13 protein-coding genes are annotated in these 15,996 nt (G+C 67.5%); 9 read left to right on the forward strand and 4 right to left on the reverse strand.

The window, feature by feature from the left end:
- Positions 1 to 34 precede the first annotated feature (34 nt).
- Positions 35 to 1,339, forward strand: a complete 1,305-nt coding sequence (locus FB475_RS01045) for a cytochrome P450 (protein WP_141851625.1) — start codon at positions 35 to 37, stop codon at positions 1,337 to 1,339.
- On the opposite strand, the gene FB475_RS01050 is transcribed toward FB475_RS01045, so the two are convergent.
- The 3 genes from FB475_RS01050 to FB475_RS01060 are packed head-to-tail and all read right to left on the reverse strand — an operon-like array spanning position 1,336 to position 7,093.
- Entirely contained in the window at positions 1,336 to 2,412 is a 1,077-nt protein-coding gene (locus FB475_RS01050; protein WP_141851627.1) for an enolase C-terminal domain-like protein, read from the reverse strand. The two genes, FB475_RS01045 and FB475_RS01050, sit on opposite strands and share 4 nt — an antisense overlap.
- Positions 2,409 to 4,199: a thiamine pyrophosphate-requiring protein gene (locus tag FB475_RS01055; RefSeq protein ID WP_141851629.1), complete on the reverse strand. Its 1,791-nt coding sequence runs from the start codon at positions 4,197 to 4,199 to the stop codon at positions 2,409 to 2,411. The genes FB475_RS01050 and FB475_RS01055 overlap by 4 nt, the downstream gene beginning before the upstream one ends.
- Positions 4,196 to 7,093 carry an FAD-binding and (Fe-S)-binding domain-containing protein gene (locus FB475_RS01060; RefSeq protein WP_238331896.1) on the reverse strand — a complete coding sequence of 966 codons (2,898 nt, stop codon included), beginning with the start codon at positions 7,091 to 7,093 and terminating at the stop codon, positions 4,196 to 4,198. Before FB475_RS01060 ends, FB475_RS01055 begins: the two co-directional genes overlap by 4 nt.
- Positions 7,094 to 7,194: 101 nt before the next feature.
- Between FB475_RS01060 and FB475_RS01065 the strand changes: the two genes are divergently transcribed.
- From FB475_RS01065 to FB475_RS01085, 5 genes are all read left to right on the forward strand, one after another.
- Positions 7,195 to 8,649, forward strand: coding sequence for a sugar porter family MFS transporter (locus FB475_RS01065; protein ID WP_272952075.1), 1,455 nt, complete (start codon positions 7,195 to 7,197; stop codon positions 8,647 to 8,649).
- A 255-nt stretch (positions 8,650 to 8,904) separates the two neighbouring features.
- Positions 8,905 to 10,248, forward strand: a complete 1,344-nt coding sequence (locus FB475_RS01070; protein WP_238331897.1) for an extracellular solute-binding protein — start codon at positions 8,905 to 8,907, stop codon at positions 10,246 to 10,248.
- A gap of 136 nt (positions 10,249 to 10,384) precedes the next feature.
- Positions 10,385 to 11,239, forward strand: coding sequence for a carbohydrate ABC transporter permease (locus tag FB475_RS01075; protein ID WP_141851635.1), 855 nt, complete (start codon positions 10,385 to 10,387; stop codon positions 11,237 to 11,239).
- Entirely contained in the window at positions 11,240 to 12,169 is a 930-nt protein-coding gene (locus FB475_RS01080) for a carbohydrate ABC transporter permease (protein WP_141851637.1), read from the forward strand. It abuts the gene before it with no gap.
- 112 nt (positions 12,170 to 12,281) lie between these two features.
- Positions 12,282 to 12,995, forward strand: coding sequence for a hypothetical protein (locus FB475_RS01085; protein WP_141851639.1), 714 nt, complete (start codon positions 12,282 to 12,284; stop codon positions 12,993 to 12,995).
- A 34-nt stretch (positions 12,996 to 13,029) separates the two neighbouring features.
- Here the strand turns inward: FB475_RS01085 and FB475_RS01090 are convergent, their stop codons facing one another.
- Positions 13,030 to 13,911: a nucleoside hydrolase gene (locus FB475_RS01090; RefSeq protein ID WP_185758997.1), complete on the reverse strand. Its 882-nt coding sequence runs from the start codon at positions 13,909 to 13,911 to the stop codon at positions 13,030 to 13,032.
- A 114-nt stretch (positions 13,912 to 14,025) separates the two neighbouring features.
- Between FB475_RS01090 and FB475_RS01095 the strand changes: the two genes are divergently transcribed.
- The 3 genes from FB475_RS01095 to FB475_RS01105 are packed head-to-tail and all read left to right on the forward strand — an operon-like array spanning position 14,026 to position 15,978.
- Complete coding sequence (locus tag FB475_RS01095; RefSeq protein WP_141851642.1) at positions 14,026 to 15,003, forward strand: LLM class F420-dependent oxidoreductase; 978 nt, start codon at positions 14,026 to 14,028, stop codon at positions 15,001 to 15,003.
- Positions 14,996 to 15,424 (forward strand): SRPBCC family protein, encoded by a 429-nt coding sequence (locus tag FB475_RS01100; protein ID WP_141851644.1) that lies wholly within the window; start codon positions 14,996 to 14,998, stop codon positions 15,422 to 15,424. The genes FB475_RS01095 and FB475_RS01100 overlap by 8 nt, the downstream gene beginning before the upstream one ends.
- On the forward strand, positions 15,421 to 15,978 hold the full coding sequence (locus FB475_RS01105; protein ID WP_141851646.1) for a hemerythrin domain-containing protein: 558 nt from the start codon (positions 15,421 to 15,423) through the stop codon (positions 15,976 to 15,978). Before FB475_RS01100 ends, FB475_RS01105 begins: the two co-directional genes overlap by 4 nt.
- Positions 15,979 to 15,996: the final 18 nt, after the last annotated feature.

The following is a 15,996-nucleotide window of genomic DNA, read 5'->3' on the forward strand; positions in this document are numbered from 1 at the left end:
GTTTCGCCGCGGTCTCGGCGGACACCTGACAGGTATGCCGACTCATCTGCCTTCCGCCTCCGCCCTGGACAGCGGACGAATCCTGCGCGACGTCCTCGGGCCCGTCGTGGCCCAGGGACCGATCCTCCGCCGGCCGCGGCTCGGCATCCTGGCCGAACGCCTGCACGCGGACGACCGCGCGCTCCGTCAGGTCCGGCGGCTGCGCCGCAAGTACGGCGAGGGTCCGGTGCTCGTGCACCTGCCGGGGCGCACGATCGCGCTCGTCCTGGCTCCCGAGGACGTGCATCGGATGCTCGCGGAGACACCCGAGCCGTTCGCGGCAGCGGCCGGTGAGAAGGTCGCCGCACTCACGCACTTCCAGCCGCACGCCGTCCTGGTCACCCATTCGGCGTTGCGTGGGCCGCGCCGGGAACTGAACGAGCAGGCTCTCGGCTTCCGGCAACCCGTCCACCAGCACGGGCACCGGTTCGTCGAGGTGGTGCGGGAAGAGCTCGGTGCGCTGTACGCGACGCTCAGTTGGGAGGACTTCCGCACGATCTGGTCCCGGATCGTGCGGCGGATCGTCCTCGGCGACGCGGCCCACGACGACGTGGATCTCACCGCGCACCTCGACCAGCTGCGGGCCGACGCGAACTGGGCCCAGTTCGGCCCGAACCACGACCAGCTCCGGAGCCGCTTCCTCGCGTCGCTCAAGGAGTACGTCGACAAGGCGGAACCAGGCAGCCTGGTCGAGTCGCTGGCCGGGCAACCCGAAGAGCTGGACCCGGCCGGGCAGGTGCCGCATTGGCTGTTCGCGTTCGACGCCGCCGGCATCGCGCTCTGGCGGTTGTTCGCCGTACTGGGGACCCGTCCGGCACTGCTCGAGCCGATCGTCGAGGAGGCACACCACCCGGAAGCCTCACCTTTGCTCGCGCAGGCCGGCGCCGCCGTGCAGGAGTCGGTCCGGCTCTGGCCGACGACCCTCGTCGTTCTCCGTCAGGCCGCTGAGCCGACCACGTGGCGGGACCGGACGGCGCCGGCCGGTACCGAGTTCGCGATCGTCAGTTCGGTGTTCCACCGCGACGACGAGGCACTCGAGTTCGCGAACGGTTTCGAGCCCTCGATCTGGCTGGACGGCCGGTCCGACGGGACGTGGCCGATCATCCCGTTCAGCGAAGGACCGGCTGCCTGCCCGGGGCGGAACGTCGTACTCCTCACGACCAGCACCGCGGTCAGCCATGTCGCCACGCACTACGACCTCGATGTCGATCCGACCACCCGCGCGCGGCTGTCCGGTCCGATGCCCGGGACCTTCAACCACGCGACTGTCCGGATCGGTTTCTGGCCGCAGCAGCACTAGGCGACGCGATAGGCCGCGGCCGCGGACGGCCGCCAGGTCAGCCCGTGGCCCGGCGTGTCCGGCGGCGTCACGGCACCCTCGACAGGAGTCGGCAACCCGTCGAAGAGCATCGACTCGATTCGCGTGTGGTCGTGGAACCACTCCAGGTGGCGAAGATTCGGTACGGCGGTCAGCGGGGCGATGTGCAGGCCTGGAGCGCAGTGCCCGGACAGCTGCAGGCCGTGCGCCTCGGCGACCGCGGCGATCCGGAGCAGCTCAGTGATCCCACCGCAGCGCGTGATGTCGGCTTGCAGGCAATCCACGGACCCGGACATCCGCTCGAAGTACACCAGGTCGTACCCGTACTCCCCTGCTGTCACGTCGATCCCGGTGTGGTCGCGTACCACCCGCAGCCCGGCGAGATCGTCCGATGACACCGGCTCCTCGAACCACGTCACGTCGTACTCCGTCAGCCGCGAAGCCACCCGGCAGGCCTGGCCGACCGTGTACCCGCCGTTCGCGTCGACGTAGAGGTCGGCGGTGCCGATCACCTTCCGCGCCTGCGCGACCCTGGCCAAGTCCCGGTCCTCGCACGTTCCGCTGCTCTCACCGATCTTGATCTTGACCCGCGGGATCCCCTCGTCGACCCACCCGGAGAGCTGCTCGGCCAGCTGCCGTTCGTCGTACGTCGTGAAGCCGCCGCTGCCGTACACCGGCACGCTGTCATGCACCGCGCCGAGCAATCGGTGCAACGGCAGGCCGAGCAGCCGCGCCTTCAAGTCCCACAGCGCGCAGTCCACGGCGGACATCGCCATCCCGGCGACGCCCGGCCGGCCGATGTTGCGCAACGCCGCCCGCATCGCGTTCCAGGACCCGATGACGTCCATCGGGTCGCGGCCGGTGACCGCCTTGGCGAGATCACCGGTGACGACCGTGGCGCAGGCCGGCGAGCCGTACGTCCACCCGGTCCCGGTCACGCCGTCGGCCGAGACCTCCACCAGGACCAGCGTCGTACTGTCCCAGGCGAAGGTCCCGTCGCCCTCCGGCCCGTCGGTCGGGATCGTGTACGCCGACGCCCGCACAGCTTCGATCATGACTTGCCGGGCAGGAACTCCTGCACCTTCGACTTGACGCCTTCCTTGACCATCGCGACCCGGTCGCTGTCACCGCGGACGATCGACTCCAGCGCCTTCTCCATCTGGTCCCAGGTCGCGTGCGGCGGGATCGGTGGCACCGCCGGGTCGGTCCGGAACTCCACCACGCACGGCCGGTCGGCGCGCAGCGCCTCCTCCCAGGCCGGCACGACCTCCTCCGGCTTCTCCGCCGTCACGCCGTGCAGCCCGAGCAGCCTCGCGTACCCGGCGTACGGGAACTCCGGCAGTTCCTGGGAAGGCAGGAACTGGGGCGAGCCTCCCATCGCCCGCAGTTCCCACGTCACCTGGTTGAGGTCGTTGTTGTGCAGTACGGCGACCACCAGCCGCGGATCGGCCCAGTCCTGCCAGTACTTCGCGATCGTGATCAGCTCGTTGATCCCGTTCATCTGCATCGCGCCGTCGCCGACCAGCGCGTACGCCGGCCGGTTCGGCTGCCCGAACTTCGCGCCGATCACGTACGGCACGCCCGGCCCCATGGTGGCCAGCGTCCCGGACAGTGAGCCGCGCATGTCGCCGCGGATCTTGATGTGCCGCGCGTACCAGTTCGCGGCCGAGCCGGAGTCCGACGCCAGGATCGCGTTCGCCGGCAACCGGTCCGACAGCTCGTGGAAGACCAACTCCGGGTTGATCGGGTCGGCGGACGTGTGCGCGCGCCGCTCCATGACCTCCCACCAGCGCCTGACGTTGCTCTCGATCCCTTCCCGCCAGGACCGGTCCTGCTTGCGTTGCAGCAGCGGGATCAGCGCTTGGAGCGTCCGCGCGGCGTCGCCGACCAGGTTCACCTCGAACGGGTACCGCATCCCGATCATCGTCGGGTCGAGGTCGATCTGGATTGCCCGTGCCTTACCGAACTCCGGCAGGAACTGGGTGTACGGGAAGTTCGAGCCGACCACCAGCAAGGTGTCGCAGTCCATCATCAGCTCGTACGACGGACGCGTGCCGAGCAGGCCGATCGACCCGGTCACCCACGGGAGCTCGTCGGGCAGGACGTCCTTGCCCAGCAGGGCTTTCGCGACCCCAGCACCGGTGATCTCCGCGACCTCCGTGACCTCGTCGGCCGCGCCGCGCGCGCCCTGGCCGACCAGGATCGCGACCCGCGAACCCTCGTTCAGGATCTCCGCCGCGCGGTCGATCTGCTCCGCCGCCGGCTCCGGCAGCGACCAGCTCAGGTCCGTGCTCGACGGCACCATCTTGAACGCGTGCGAGGGCGCGGTGTACTCGAGCTCCTGCAGGTCCGACGGGATGATCAGCGCGGTCACGGTCCGGCGGGAAGCAGCGATCCGGATCGCCCGGTCGAGCACGTTCGGCAACTGCTCCGGGACCATCACGGTCTCGCAGTAGTCCGACGCGACGTCCTTGTACAGCGTATGCAGGTCGACCTCCTGCTGGTAGCTGCCGCCCATCGCGCTGCGGGCCGTCTGGCCGACGATCGCCACTACCGGGACGTGGTCGAGCTTCGCGTCGTACAGGCCGTTGAGGAGGTGGATCGCGCCGGGCCCGCTGGTCGCCGTACAGACGCCGACCCGGCCGGTGAACTTGGCGTAGCCGACCGCCTCGAAGGCCGCCATCTCCTCGTGCCGGGCCTGCACGAACCGGGGTTTGTTCTCCGCCTTCTGCCAGGCGGCGAGCAGCCCGTTGATACCGTCCCCGGCGTACCCGAAGACGTGGTCCACGTCCCACTCGCGCAGGCGCTGGAGTACGAAGTCGCCAACTGTCGTGCTGCTCATGACAACCCTTTCTGCAATCCGGTGGCCAGCAGTTCGGCCAGATGTACGGCCCGCCGGTCGGTGGCTTGTTCTATTTGCGTACGGCAACTGAAGCCGTCGGCAACGATCACGGTGTCCTTGCTCGCGGCCCGGACCTTCGGCAGCAGCACGCGTTCGGCGGCCGCCATCGACACGTCGTAATGACCGCGTTCGAAGCCGAAGTTCCCGGCCAGGCCACAGCAGCCGGAGTCCAGCTGCTCGCGGTCGATCCCGGCCCGTTCCATCAGGCCGGCGTCGGAGGACAGCACCGCGTGCTGATGGCAGTGCGTCTGCACCATCGCGTGCACGTCGAGCTGAGGTGGATCCCAGTCCTTCAGGAGCTCGCCGAACGTGACGAACTGCATCGACAGCCGCCGGATGTCCTCCTCGTCCGGCAGCAGCTCCGGGGCGTCCGACCGGAACACCGCGCTGCACGACGGCTCGAGGCCGACGATCGGTACGCCGGCCCGGATCGTGTCCCGCAGTACGTTGGCGGTTCGCCGCAGTGCCCGCTTGGCGATACCGAGCTGGCCGGTCGAGATCCAGGTCAGCCCGCAGCACACGGGACGATCCGGGAGCGTGACCTCGTAGCCCGCGGCTTCCAGTACCTGGACCGCGGCCCGGCCGATCGACGGGTGGAAGAAGTTCGAGAAGGTGTCCGGCCAGAGCACGACCCGGCGGTCCGGTTCCTGCGGGCGCCGGCGCTGGGGTCGCTTCGCGAACCAGTCGGTGAACGGCTGCTCCGCGAACCTTGGCAGCTGTCGTTCGTCCGCGATCCCGCCCGCTCGTTTCAGCAGCTTGGCGAGCCTCGGCGCTTGGGTGACAGCATTCACAGCCCGCGGCGCACGACCGCCCAACTGGGCGGCGATCGGCAGCCACCCCATCGAGTAATGCGCCATCGGCCGCAACCGATGCCTGTAGTGGTGCGACAGGAACTCCGCCTTGTACGTCGCGACGTCGACCCCGACCGGGCAGTCGACCTTGCAGCCCTTGCAGGCCAGGCAGAGGTCCAGCGCGTCCCGGACCTCAGTCGATCGCCAGCCGTCCGGGATGACTTCGCCGCGGACCATCTCGAACAGCAGCCGCGACCGCCCGCGGGGCGAGTGCTCCTCCTCCCGGGTCACCAGGTACGACGGGCACATCACGTCGCCCTCGGCCGACGAGGACTGCCGGCACTTGCCGATCCCGACACAGCGCAACGTCGCCTTGCTGAACTTTCCGTCGTCGCGCGGGTAGCTGAACTCGCTCGGCAGCGGCGGATGGGCGAACCCGGTGCCGAGCCGCAGGTGCGAGTCGAGCGGGTTCGGATCGACGATCTTGCCCGGGTTCATCCGGTTCCCTGGATCGAAGATCGTCTTGAACTCGCGGAACGCCTGGATCAGCTCCGGCCCGAACATCGTGGTCAGCAGCTCGCCCCGGGACTGCCCGTCGCCGTGCTCCCCGGACAGCGAACCGTCGTACCGCTTCACGAGTCGCGCAGCCTCCTCGACGAACTTGCGGTAGTGCGCGATGCCGTCGGCCGTCCGCAGCTCGAACGGAATCCGGGTGTGCACGCAGCCCTGCCCGAAGTGCCCGTACAGCGACGTCTCGGTCTCGTCGTACCCGAAGCTGTTGAGCAGCTCGCGCAGGTCGTGGAGGTAGTCACCGAGGTCGTCCGGATGGACGGCAGAGTCCTCCCAGCCTTCCCAGTTCTCGTGCTTCGCGGCCGGGTGGGCGGTCGCGCCGAGACCGGCCTCCCGGAGCTCGATCAACTGTTGCTCACGGCCCGGATCGTCCAGGTAGCGGATCGTTGCCTGATCGTCCTTCAGGTCGTCCATCAGGCCTTTCGCGGCCCGGTCCGCCTCCTCGAAGGTGTCGCCGGCGAACTGCACGGTCAGCCAGCCGCGGCCTTCGGGCATCCGTTCGATCGCGGTGTCGACCTTGTGCTCCTCGTGCTCGAGATCGAGCAGTACCTGGTCGAGTCCTTCGAGCTGCCACGGCTTGTGCGGCAGAATCCGGCGTACGGCGTGACCGGCCTGCTCCAGGCTGGGATAGCCCAGGACGACCATCACCTGGTACTTCGGGACCTTGACCAGCTCGAGCTCCGCCTGCAGGACCGTGACCAGCGTCCCCTCGCTACCGACCAGCGCCTTCGCGAGATCGAAGCCGTTCTCCGGCAGCAGCGAGTCGAGGTTGTAGCCGGACACCCGACGCGGGATCTTCGGGAAGCCGGTCCGCAGCTCCGCGAGGTACCGGTCCCGGAGCTCGCGCACCTGGCGGTAGATCTCGGCCTGCCGGTCGTTGCCTTCGGCTACCTCATCCGTTGGGCCGACCCACATCCGGACGCCGTCGTAGGTCAGCACCTCGAGTCGCCGGACATTGTCGACGGTCTTCCCGTACGCCTGGGCGCTCGCACCGCACGAGTTGTTGCCGATCATCCCGCCGATCGTGCAGCTCTGGTGCGTCGAAGGTTTCGGCCCGAACATCAACCCGTCCGGACCCAGCGCGCGGTTCAGGTCGTCGAGCGCGATCCCCGGTTCGACGACACAGGTCCGCTCGGCGGCGTTCACCGAGACCACGTGGTTGCAGTACTTGGTCCAGTCGATCACTACCGCGGCGTTCGTACTCTGCCCGGCCAGGCTCGTACCACCGCCGCGCGACAGAACCGGTACGTCAGCCTGCCGGCACACCTCGATGGCCGCCACAGCCGCATCCACCGTGTGTGGGACGACCACCCCGAGGGGTATCTGCCGATAGTTCGAGGAGTCGCACGAGTACGCCGCGAGCGACCCTGCATCGAACCGCACTTCACCGTCGACGGCCGCCGCCAGCGCGCCTGCCAGGCCATCGGGACCATCAGGCGTGCGGGAGCGGCCGATCTCTACGTCTACCGCCACCGGCGACCTCCAGACCTCGACCACCCGGCCGGTACCCGGGGCACTTTGCAGCAAACGCGTTTCGAGCGGTTCGCACCGGTCAACCGGGGAGGGGATACCGGATCGATCTAGGAGGCGCATTCGGCATGGCGCCGCAGCAAGAATCGGCCGCCGGAGTACTCGATCACCTCGATACCCGGGTGCCGACCTCGTTCTACTGGTCGCTGACGTTGCTCGCGACCGTCGGCGGGTTTCTGTTCGGGTACGACACCGCGAACATCGGGTCCGTCGTCAACTTCCTGCCCTGGAACCTCGGCTCACTAGCGCTCGGCTACCTGGTGGCCGGCGCGTCCATCGGTGCCGCGGTCGGCGCGCTCGCCGCCGGCCCCACCTCGGACCGGCTGGGCCGCAAGTCGCTGCTGGTCGTCGACGCCGCCATCTACGCGCTCGGCGCGCTGCTGTCGGCGTTCGCGTGGGACGCCTGGGTGCTGCTGGTCGCCCGCACACTGATCGGCCTGGCGATCGGCGCCGACTCAGCGATCGCCACCGCTTACATCGCGGAGTACGCGCCCAAGGCGCGCCGCGGTGCGCTCGGCATCCTGCAGCAGTGGATGATCACGGTCGGGATCCTGATCTCGTACCTGATCGCGCTGGCCGTGCTGATCCCGCTCCCCCAGCACGTGCACTCCTTCGACTGGCGCCTGCTGCTCGGCCTCGGCGCCGTACCGGCTGTCTTCGCGCTGGTCCTGCGGACCCGGATGCCGGAGTCGCCGCGCTGGCTGATGCGCCAGGGCCGGTACGACGACGCCCACGACGCGCTCGCCAAACTCGACATCGACGTCAGCGCCGAGCAGATCGAGCGCAGCGCCCGTGAGGTCGACGAACGCGAGTCACAGGCGGGTCGCCCGGCCCGGAACTGGACCCGCGGCGTGAAGCGGGCGCTGATCGTGGTGTGCGTGTTCTTCGCGTTCCAGCAGATCACCGGCATCAACCTGCCCTTCTACTACGGGCCGAAACTGCTGCAGCCGTATCTGCAGAACGGCGGCGACAAGGTACAAGCAGCCGTCGCGGCCGTCGCGATCACGGCCGGGATGAGTGTGGTCAACGTCGTCGCGACGTACTTCGCGTTCAAGTTCATCGACCGGGTCGGGCGCCGCAAGCTCGCGCTCGGCGGGTACGCCGTGATGGCGGTCGCGATGCTGATCGGAGCGGCCGGTGTCGCGTTCACCGGCGGGCTGACCCGGATCATCCTGATCATGATCGGGCTGAACGTGTTCATCGCCGCGTTCGCGATCGGCGTCGGCGGGACCGGCTGGCTGATCCAGGGCGAGTACTTCCCGACCGCCGTCCGCGGCCGCGCCGCCGCCCTCGGCGCGGCAGCCGACTGGATCGCGAACTTCGCGCTGATCCTGCTCGTCCCGACAATGCTGAACGGCTTCGGCCTGGCCTGGCTAATGGTCCTGTTCGCCGTCCTGTCCGCGGTCGCCCTACTGTTCGTGAACTCGTACATCCCCGAAACCAAGGAACTCTCCGTCGAAGAAATCACCGAAATCTTCGAACGCCAAGCCGCAAGCTGACAGCCGGACGACCTGCGGGCGCGCATCTTGACGATTGGGTGACGAAAGCCTGTGCGGCGGTTCGGGTGGGTTTTTCGGCGGTCCCACGGGGGTACAGACCGGAGGCGCTCATCCTGCCGGCTGGGTCCGGAGAACCGGGAGAGTGAGTGCACGAACTCGAGGTTCGCAACGATCCTGTGCCGCGGCGACGGGGGCCACGACGCTTCCCGGGTCCGCGCGGACGCCACGTCGGCCAGTGGACAGAGGTGAATCAGCGTGGCTTCCGATCGTTCGAAGATGTCGGCCGGGTTGTCCCGGCGCTCGTTCCTCGGTGGTCTCGGAGTGGCCGCGCTCGGCGCGACCACCGGGTGCAGCGTGCTGGGTGCCGGCGTCGCGGGCACTGAAGTCGCACCTGGAACGGTGACGTACTGGAACCTGTTCGGTGGCGGTGACGGTGCCCGGATGCTCGTCATGGAGGACGCCTACCGAGCCGGTCCCGGATCACCGAAGTTGCAGGCGGCGACCTTCACCTGGGGCAACCCCTATTACACGAAACTCTCGCTGGCAACGATCGGTCAGGTCCCACCGGACGTCGCGATCTCGCATCTGACCCGTTCGGCGAACCTGGCGCGCGCCGGACTCATCAGCGAGATCACCGAGGAGACACTCGGAATGGTCGGGCTCAGTCCCGGTGATTTCAGCGAGAAAGCGTGGAAAGCGCAGCAACTCGACGGTAAGAACTATGCCATTCCGTTGGACACGCATCCCTTCGTCCTTTACTACAACGCCGAGGTCTGCGAGAAGGCGGGTCTGCTCGATTCGGCGGGCAACTTGAAGCCGATCAACGGGACCAAGGGATGGGAGGCTGCCCTCTCGGCCGCCAAGCAGGTCACCGGAGCGTACGGGGCTTCGGTAGCGACGATCGGCGACCAGGCGACCAGTTGGCGCTGGTTCCAGACGCTGTACCAACAGCATGAGGGAGCGACGCCTTGGCTTGCCGACACGGGCCGCACGCTGAGTTACAACCGCGAGATCACGTTGGACACACTGGCGTACATCCAGTCACTGACCAAGAAGGGCCTGATGCCCGCGGACACCGACTACGCGGGGTCGCAGACGCTGATGTTCACCGGGAAGTCCGGCTTCTATCTCCAAGGCGAATGGGAGATCACAACGGCCCAGAGCATCAAGGGACTGAAGTTCGGCATGGTCCCGGTCCCCACGCTGTTCGACCGGCCCGCTGCGCAGGGCGACTCCCACACCTTCGTGCTTCCTGCCAGGAGCCGAACCGACGAGCAGCTTCGCCGCGCGATGGGGTTCGTCAAGTCGATGCTCGACCAGAGCCTCACCTGGGCCAAGGGCGGTCATATCCCGGCCTACCTGCCGACGCTGCACAGTCAGGCATACAAGGAGCTCAGTCCCCAGTCCAACTACGCGTCCGCGGCTGACACCGTCGTGTACGACGCACCGGCCTGGTACTCCGGTTCTGGTTCGACGTTCGAGAACATCGTCGGCGCCCAGATCGGACTGGTGCAGCAGGGGCTTGCCTCACCGCAGGCAGCGCTGGCCCGGGCGCGGTCGCAGCTGCTCACTTATGCCAACACCCCGAGTCCGCTATGAGCGGCACCCGGCCTTCGCGTTCAGCCGGACAGGAGGACCGATCATGACGACCCAGTTCTAAACGGCGGCGCCGCCGGACACAACCGGTCCGAAGCAGCGAGAACCTCGCGGGCGCAGGTCGGCCAGGGCGGCGTGGATGTTCGTCGCGCCGTTCGGGATCTTCTATCTCGTCTTCCTTATCTGGCCGGTCGTCTACATGTTCATCACGAGCCTGTTCGACACCAGTCTGGTCAAGCACGGGTTCGGCCCCTTCGCCGGCTTCGCCAACTACCGGGAGATGTTGACCAAGCCGGAATTCTGGTCGGCGATGTGGCACACGATCCAGTTCACCCTCTACACCGTGCCACCGCTGGTCGTCCTGGCCTTCGTCTTCGCCGTCCTGGCGAACCGCATCGGAGGACGGTCCGAATGGCTTTTCCGACTGGCCTTCTTCGTGCCCTTCATCTTGCCGTCGGCAACCATTGCGCTGATCTGGTCGTTCATCTACACCCCGTCGACCGGCCTGTGGAACTCGTTCCAGAAGCTGCTCGGAGCCGCCGACCCGGCACCGGTGCTCGGCACGCCTGACCTGGCCATGGTCGGCATCGCGGTCACCACCGTCTGGTGGACCATCGGCTTCAACTTCATTCTCTACCTGGCCGGGCTGCAGGACATTCCGCGGGAGCTCTACGAGGCAGCCGCGGTCGACGGGGCGAGTCAGTGGCAGCAGATCCGCTCCATCACGATTCCGCTGCTCAGCCGGACCACGACCCTGGTCCTGCTGCTGCAGATCATCGCGAGTCTCAAGATCTTCGACCAGGTCTATCTGATGACGGCCGGCGGACCGGGCATCTCCACCCAGGTCGTACTCGGACTGGTCACGACCACCGCCTTCACCGATTACCGGGTCGGCGCCGCGGCTGCCGCATCGGTCCTGCTCTTCATCGTCATTCTGGCGATCACCGTCGTACGTCCGCTGATCGAACGCATCCAGCAGCGAAGGGAGGCCTAGATGTCCAGCGACAACGGCAGAGCGGTCAAGCAACGGTCCCGCAACGGCGTGTCGGCGGCAGCGCCGGCGCCCGCGCCCGCCGGCGGCAACGTATCGGCGAGGCGATCGGCGGGACGCATGTTCACCGTGGTGTCCTGGATCGTCCTCGTCGGCTTCGCCGCCTTGTGGATCATCCCGAGCCTCTGGGCGATCAAAACCTCGCTGACCCCGAACTCGGTCTCGGCGGTCGGGGCCGGGCCGATCCTGCGGAACTGGAACCTCACGATCGACTCCTACCGGACGCTGCTCAACGGCGGCAACATCTGGAACTGGTACCTGGCCAGCGTCGTCACCTCGGTGGTGACCGTGGCGCTCACCATCTTGTTCGCCTCGATGACCGCCTATGCGCTCTCCCGGCTCAGATTCCGCGGACGCCATCTCGTGTTCCTGCTGATGATTGCCGGCATCATGGTCCCCGCGCAGGTCCTCATCGTTCCGATTTTCCAGGAGCTGAACGCGTTCGGGCTGCTGAACACCTACTGGGCGGTCATCCTTCCGCAGGTGCCGGCCGTGATCGCGGTGTTCGTCTTCAAGCAGTTCTTCGACGGACTGCCGCAGGCGTTCGAGGAGTCCGCCCTCATCGACGGCGCCGGATACTGGCGGATCTACTGGTCGATCGTCATGCCGATGTCCAGACCGGTCATCGGCGCGATGTCGATCGTCACCTTCGTCGGCGTCTGGAACAACCTGATCCTGCCGTTGTTCGTCCTGTCCAACCCGAATCTCATGACAATTCCGGTCGGCCTCGCCACCGTCCAGGGGTCCTACGGGCAGCAACTGTCCGACATCCAGGCCTCCTCCATCCTCGGAGCGCTACCGCTGGTCGTTCTGTTCCTCATCTTCCAGAAACGGATCGTCGAAGGCGTCGCCGGAACAGGCCTCAAGGGATGACGCAGCATCCGTAGCTGACCCGTACGCGGTTTACATTTGTATTACTGGTGGTGAGGCCCGGACCTGGCACCGCGGAGTTCTCCAGGAGCCGATGGTGAGATGAGGGGGATAGATGGCCGACGTACCGTGGGTGCCCGTCGGCATGTTTGTTACAGCGATGGTTCTAGCGGTGGTGACCAGGCTCAGGCCACACAAACCGAAGCCGGAGATCGCCCTGCTGGCGCAGCGGCTCGGGCTGCGGTACACCGCTCGCGACTACGAAATCGGCGAGCTGGTGGCCGGCCTGCATCCTCGCGGCCGGTTCAGGCGCGCGAACGATGTCGTTCACGGTGACTTCTTCGGCTACCCGGTAACGGCTTTCACCTACACCAGTCACGAGGAAGGACGCGACAGTGAACGAGCCCATCGCAACGGATACCATCACGGCTATATCTGGATAACGCTGCCGGTCGAACTGCCGCGCCTCGACATTGACAGAGGTATCCCGGATGTCGCTGGATTCGCCCTCGGCTGGACACCGGTACGAACGGAGAGCGGAGAATTCAACCAGCGGTTCAATCCGCGGGCTGCCGACGACCGCTTCGCGCACGCCGTACTGCATCCGCGAATGATCGAGTTCCTGCTCGCCAGGAATCCTCCCGACTTCCGCATCGTCGGTAATCGGGTGGGCTTCGACCGCCTCGGCGGCGGATATTCGCCCGCCGAGATCTGGTGGTCGGTCCATTTTCTTCGTGAGTTCGTCGATTTGATCCCGGCATTCGTTCGCCGCGATTTCGCCGTTCAGCGCCCGACCGTCGCGGACCGGGCGTGGCCGGCGTCGTCGTAGGTGGCTCGGCCGGCGAAGACTTCGTCCATGGGGGTCAGCGGGTTCGGCTGAGCGGTGGGGCCTCGAGGATTCGGTTGAGTTCGGTGGCGAGGTGCGGCGCCGTGCGGGACACGTAACGGTGTTGGCCTGACGGATCGGGGTCGAAGGTGGACCAGCCGGTCGGGTCGATGCGCAGCCGGCCCGGCTCGCTGAGTTCGTAGTAGCGGTCCGCGCCTTCCAGGGCGAGGTGCACGGTGAGCAGGTCCCAGCTGGCCCGGCCGACGCCGGGGCCGCTGTAGTGGCGGTACGCATCGCCGATCACGTCGCCGGTCCGGGTGGAGATCGCCTTGCCCGTGATGACCTCCGCGCCGGCCTCCCAGCCCAGGAACTCGATCGGCGTCGGCCATCCCGCAACGACAGCCCGCGCACTGTCCGGCTCCTCGACGATGTTGAACTCCCGACCCTGCGGGAACGTCCCGGCCATCGCGACCAGCTTGCCGACCTTCGCCTCGACGAGCTGCCGGCCGGTCAGCGGCGAGATGTCGTCCGGCAAGGACTCGAGCAAGCCCTGGAGATTGCCGAAGAATCCCAACGACACAACAGTCACCGAACGATCAGGGGCCCCCGCCAGCGCCCGCCGATGCGTGACCACCGCGGACTCCGGCGGGTCCTGCGTACGTCCGTACCGCTCGGCGAGGTACTTGGCGTAGTCCTGCTCGAACACCGAATCGTCAAGCGGTTCGAGAACGCCGACCGGTACGTCGCGGCCGTACCAGTCGTTCACCACCCGCGCGGCCTGGTACCCGTACCGGCTCGGGGTGTTGACGCCGATCGACAGGATCTCCGCCCGGCCCAGGTCGGCGTAGTGGTGCGCGACCGCGAGGGCGCCGACATCGTCCACGTCGCTGTAAAGGTCCGTCTCGATGACAAGTCTCATGCTGTTCCCGGGAGCTCGGCGGACCATACCAGAGGGTAACCGCGGCTGGACACGAATGCACGGCGTGGCTGCGGGCACCCGGGAGGGTGACCGATTGATTCGGAGGGTTTCAGCGTGAAGATCGGATACTTCCTGTCCAGCGAGGAGTACAGTCCCGCCGAGCTGATCGAGCAGGCCCGGATGGCCGAGGAGGCCGGGTTCGACGGGCTGTGGATCAGCGACCACTTCCATCCGTGGAACGACGAGCAGGGGCAGAGCCCGTTCGTCTGGTCGACGATCGGTGCGATCTCGCAGGTGTGCGAGCTGCCGGTAACGACGGCGGTCACATGCCCGACGGTCCGGATCCATCCGGCCGTGATCGCGCAGGCGGCGGCCACCAGCGCGGTGCTCCTGAACGGGCGGTTCCGGCTCGGTATCGGGACCGGCGAGGCGCTGAACGAGCACATCCTCGGATCCGTCTGGCCGACCGTCGACGTACGGCTGGAGATGCTGGAGGAAGCCGTCGAGATCATGCGCCGGCTGTGGACCGAGGACGGGTTCGTCAGTCACCACGGCAAGCACTACACCGTCGACACCGCCCGGATCTACACCAAGCCCGACCAGCCGTTGCCGATCTACCTGTCCGGATTCGGGCCGGAGGCAACCGATCTCGCAGCCCGGATCGGCGACGGGTACATCACCACGGCGCCCGACGCGGACCTGCTCCGCCGGTTCCGCGACCACGGTGGCGGCGACAAGCCGGCCCAGGCCGGGTTCAAGGTCAGCTACGCGCCGACCGCGGAGGAAGGCGTCGAGCAGGCGCACCGGATCTGGGCGAACTCCGGCCTGCCCGGCGAGCTCTCCCAGGTGCTCCCGTCACCACGGCACTTCGAGCAGGCCTCGCAGCTGGTGACGAAGGAGTCCACGGCCAAGTCGGTTGCCTGCGGCCCCGACGCGAAGACGCACCTCGAGGCGTTTACGCCGTACGTCGAGGCGGGCTTCGACGAGGTGTACGTCGGGAACATAGGACCGCACAGCGTCGACATGATGAACCTCTACCGGACCGAGGTACTGCCCGAACTGCGGCTGCGGAAGGAGCAGGCCCATGGGTGACTACGAAGCGTCCACGATGGTCGACGTCGCACCGAACCTGGTGTTCGACCGGCTGTCCGATCTCGGCAAACTGCCCACGTACATCCCCTGGCTCACCTCGCTGCGGCCGACCGCCGTGCCGGCCACCGCGCAGGGCGCCGAGGCGCGGCGACCGCACGAGGCCGTGCACGAGGACGTCGACGTCACGGTCGGCGGCGGGCACCGCGACGGCTGGATCGAGCTGGTCGACGAGGAGCGCACGCTGCGTTGGGGAATGGACGGTGGGCACAGGTACGGCGGGGAACTGGTCGTCGACTTCGTTGCCGACGGCACCTCGAAGCTGACCGTGCGGCTGCACACCACCGAGCCCACCGGCGTCGACGAGGAACTCGACCGGACCCTGACCACCATCAAAGCGATGCTCGAGAAGGAGCCCTCATGAGTGTGGACGTCGTCGATCTGATCATGCAGGACCACCGGGAGGTGGAGCGGCTGTTCGAGGCGTTGAAGAACGAGCCGGACAAGCGCCCGAACCTGCTGCCGGTGCTGACCACCCTGCTGACGGCGCACAGCCGGGCCGAGGAGGCCGAGGTGTACCCGGTGGCCGCGGCGGAGGCCGGCGAGAAGGAGGAGGTGTCGCACAGCCAGCAGGAGCACATCGAGGCCGACCAGCTGCTCGCCAAGCTGGCCGCCACCGACCCGACGTCGCCCGACTTCGACCAGGTCCTGCAGAACCTGGTCGACGCGATCACCCACCACGTCGAGGAGGAGGAGACCAAGGTCCTGCCGGGCATGCGGTCCAACCTCTCCGACGAACGCCGCGCCGAGCTCGGGGACGCCTTCGCCGCCAGCCGCAAACAGCACCTCGGGGAACAACCCGGCGACCAGACCCGCGAAGAACTCTCCCAGCAGGCGAAGAACGCCGACATCCCCAACACCTCGGGCCTGTCCAAGGACGAGCTCGAGAAGGAGGTCCAGAAGCACGCCGACCGGTAGGTCTTCGAGCGGCTCCAG

Origin of the sequence: Kribbella jejuensis (genome assembly GCF_006715085.1) — a bacterium.
Classification (GTDB): Bacteria; Actinomycetota; Actinomycetes; order Propionibacteriales; family Kribbellaceae; genus Kribbella; species Kribbella jejuensis.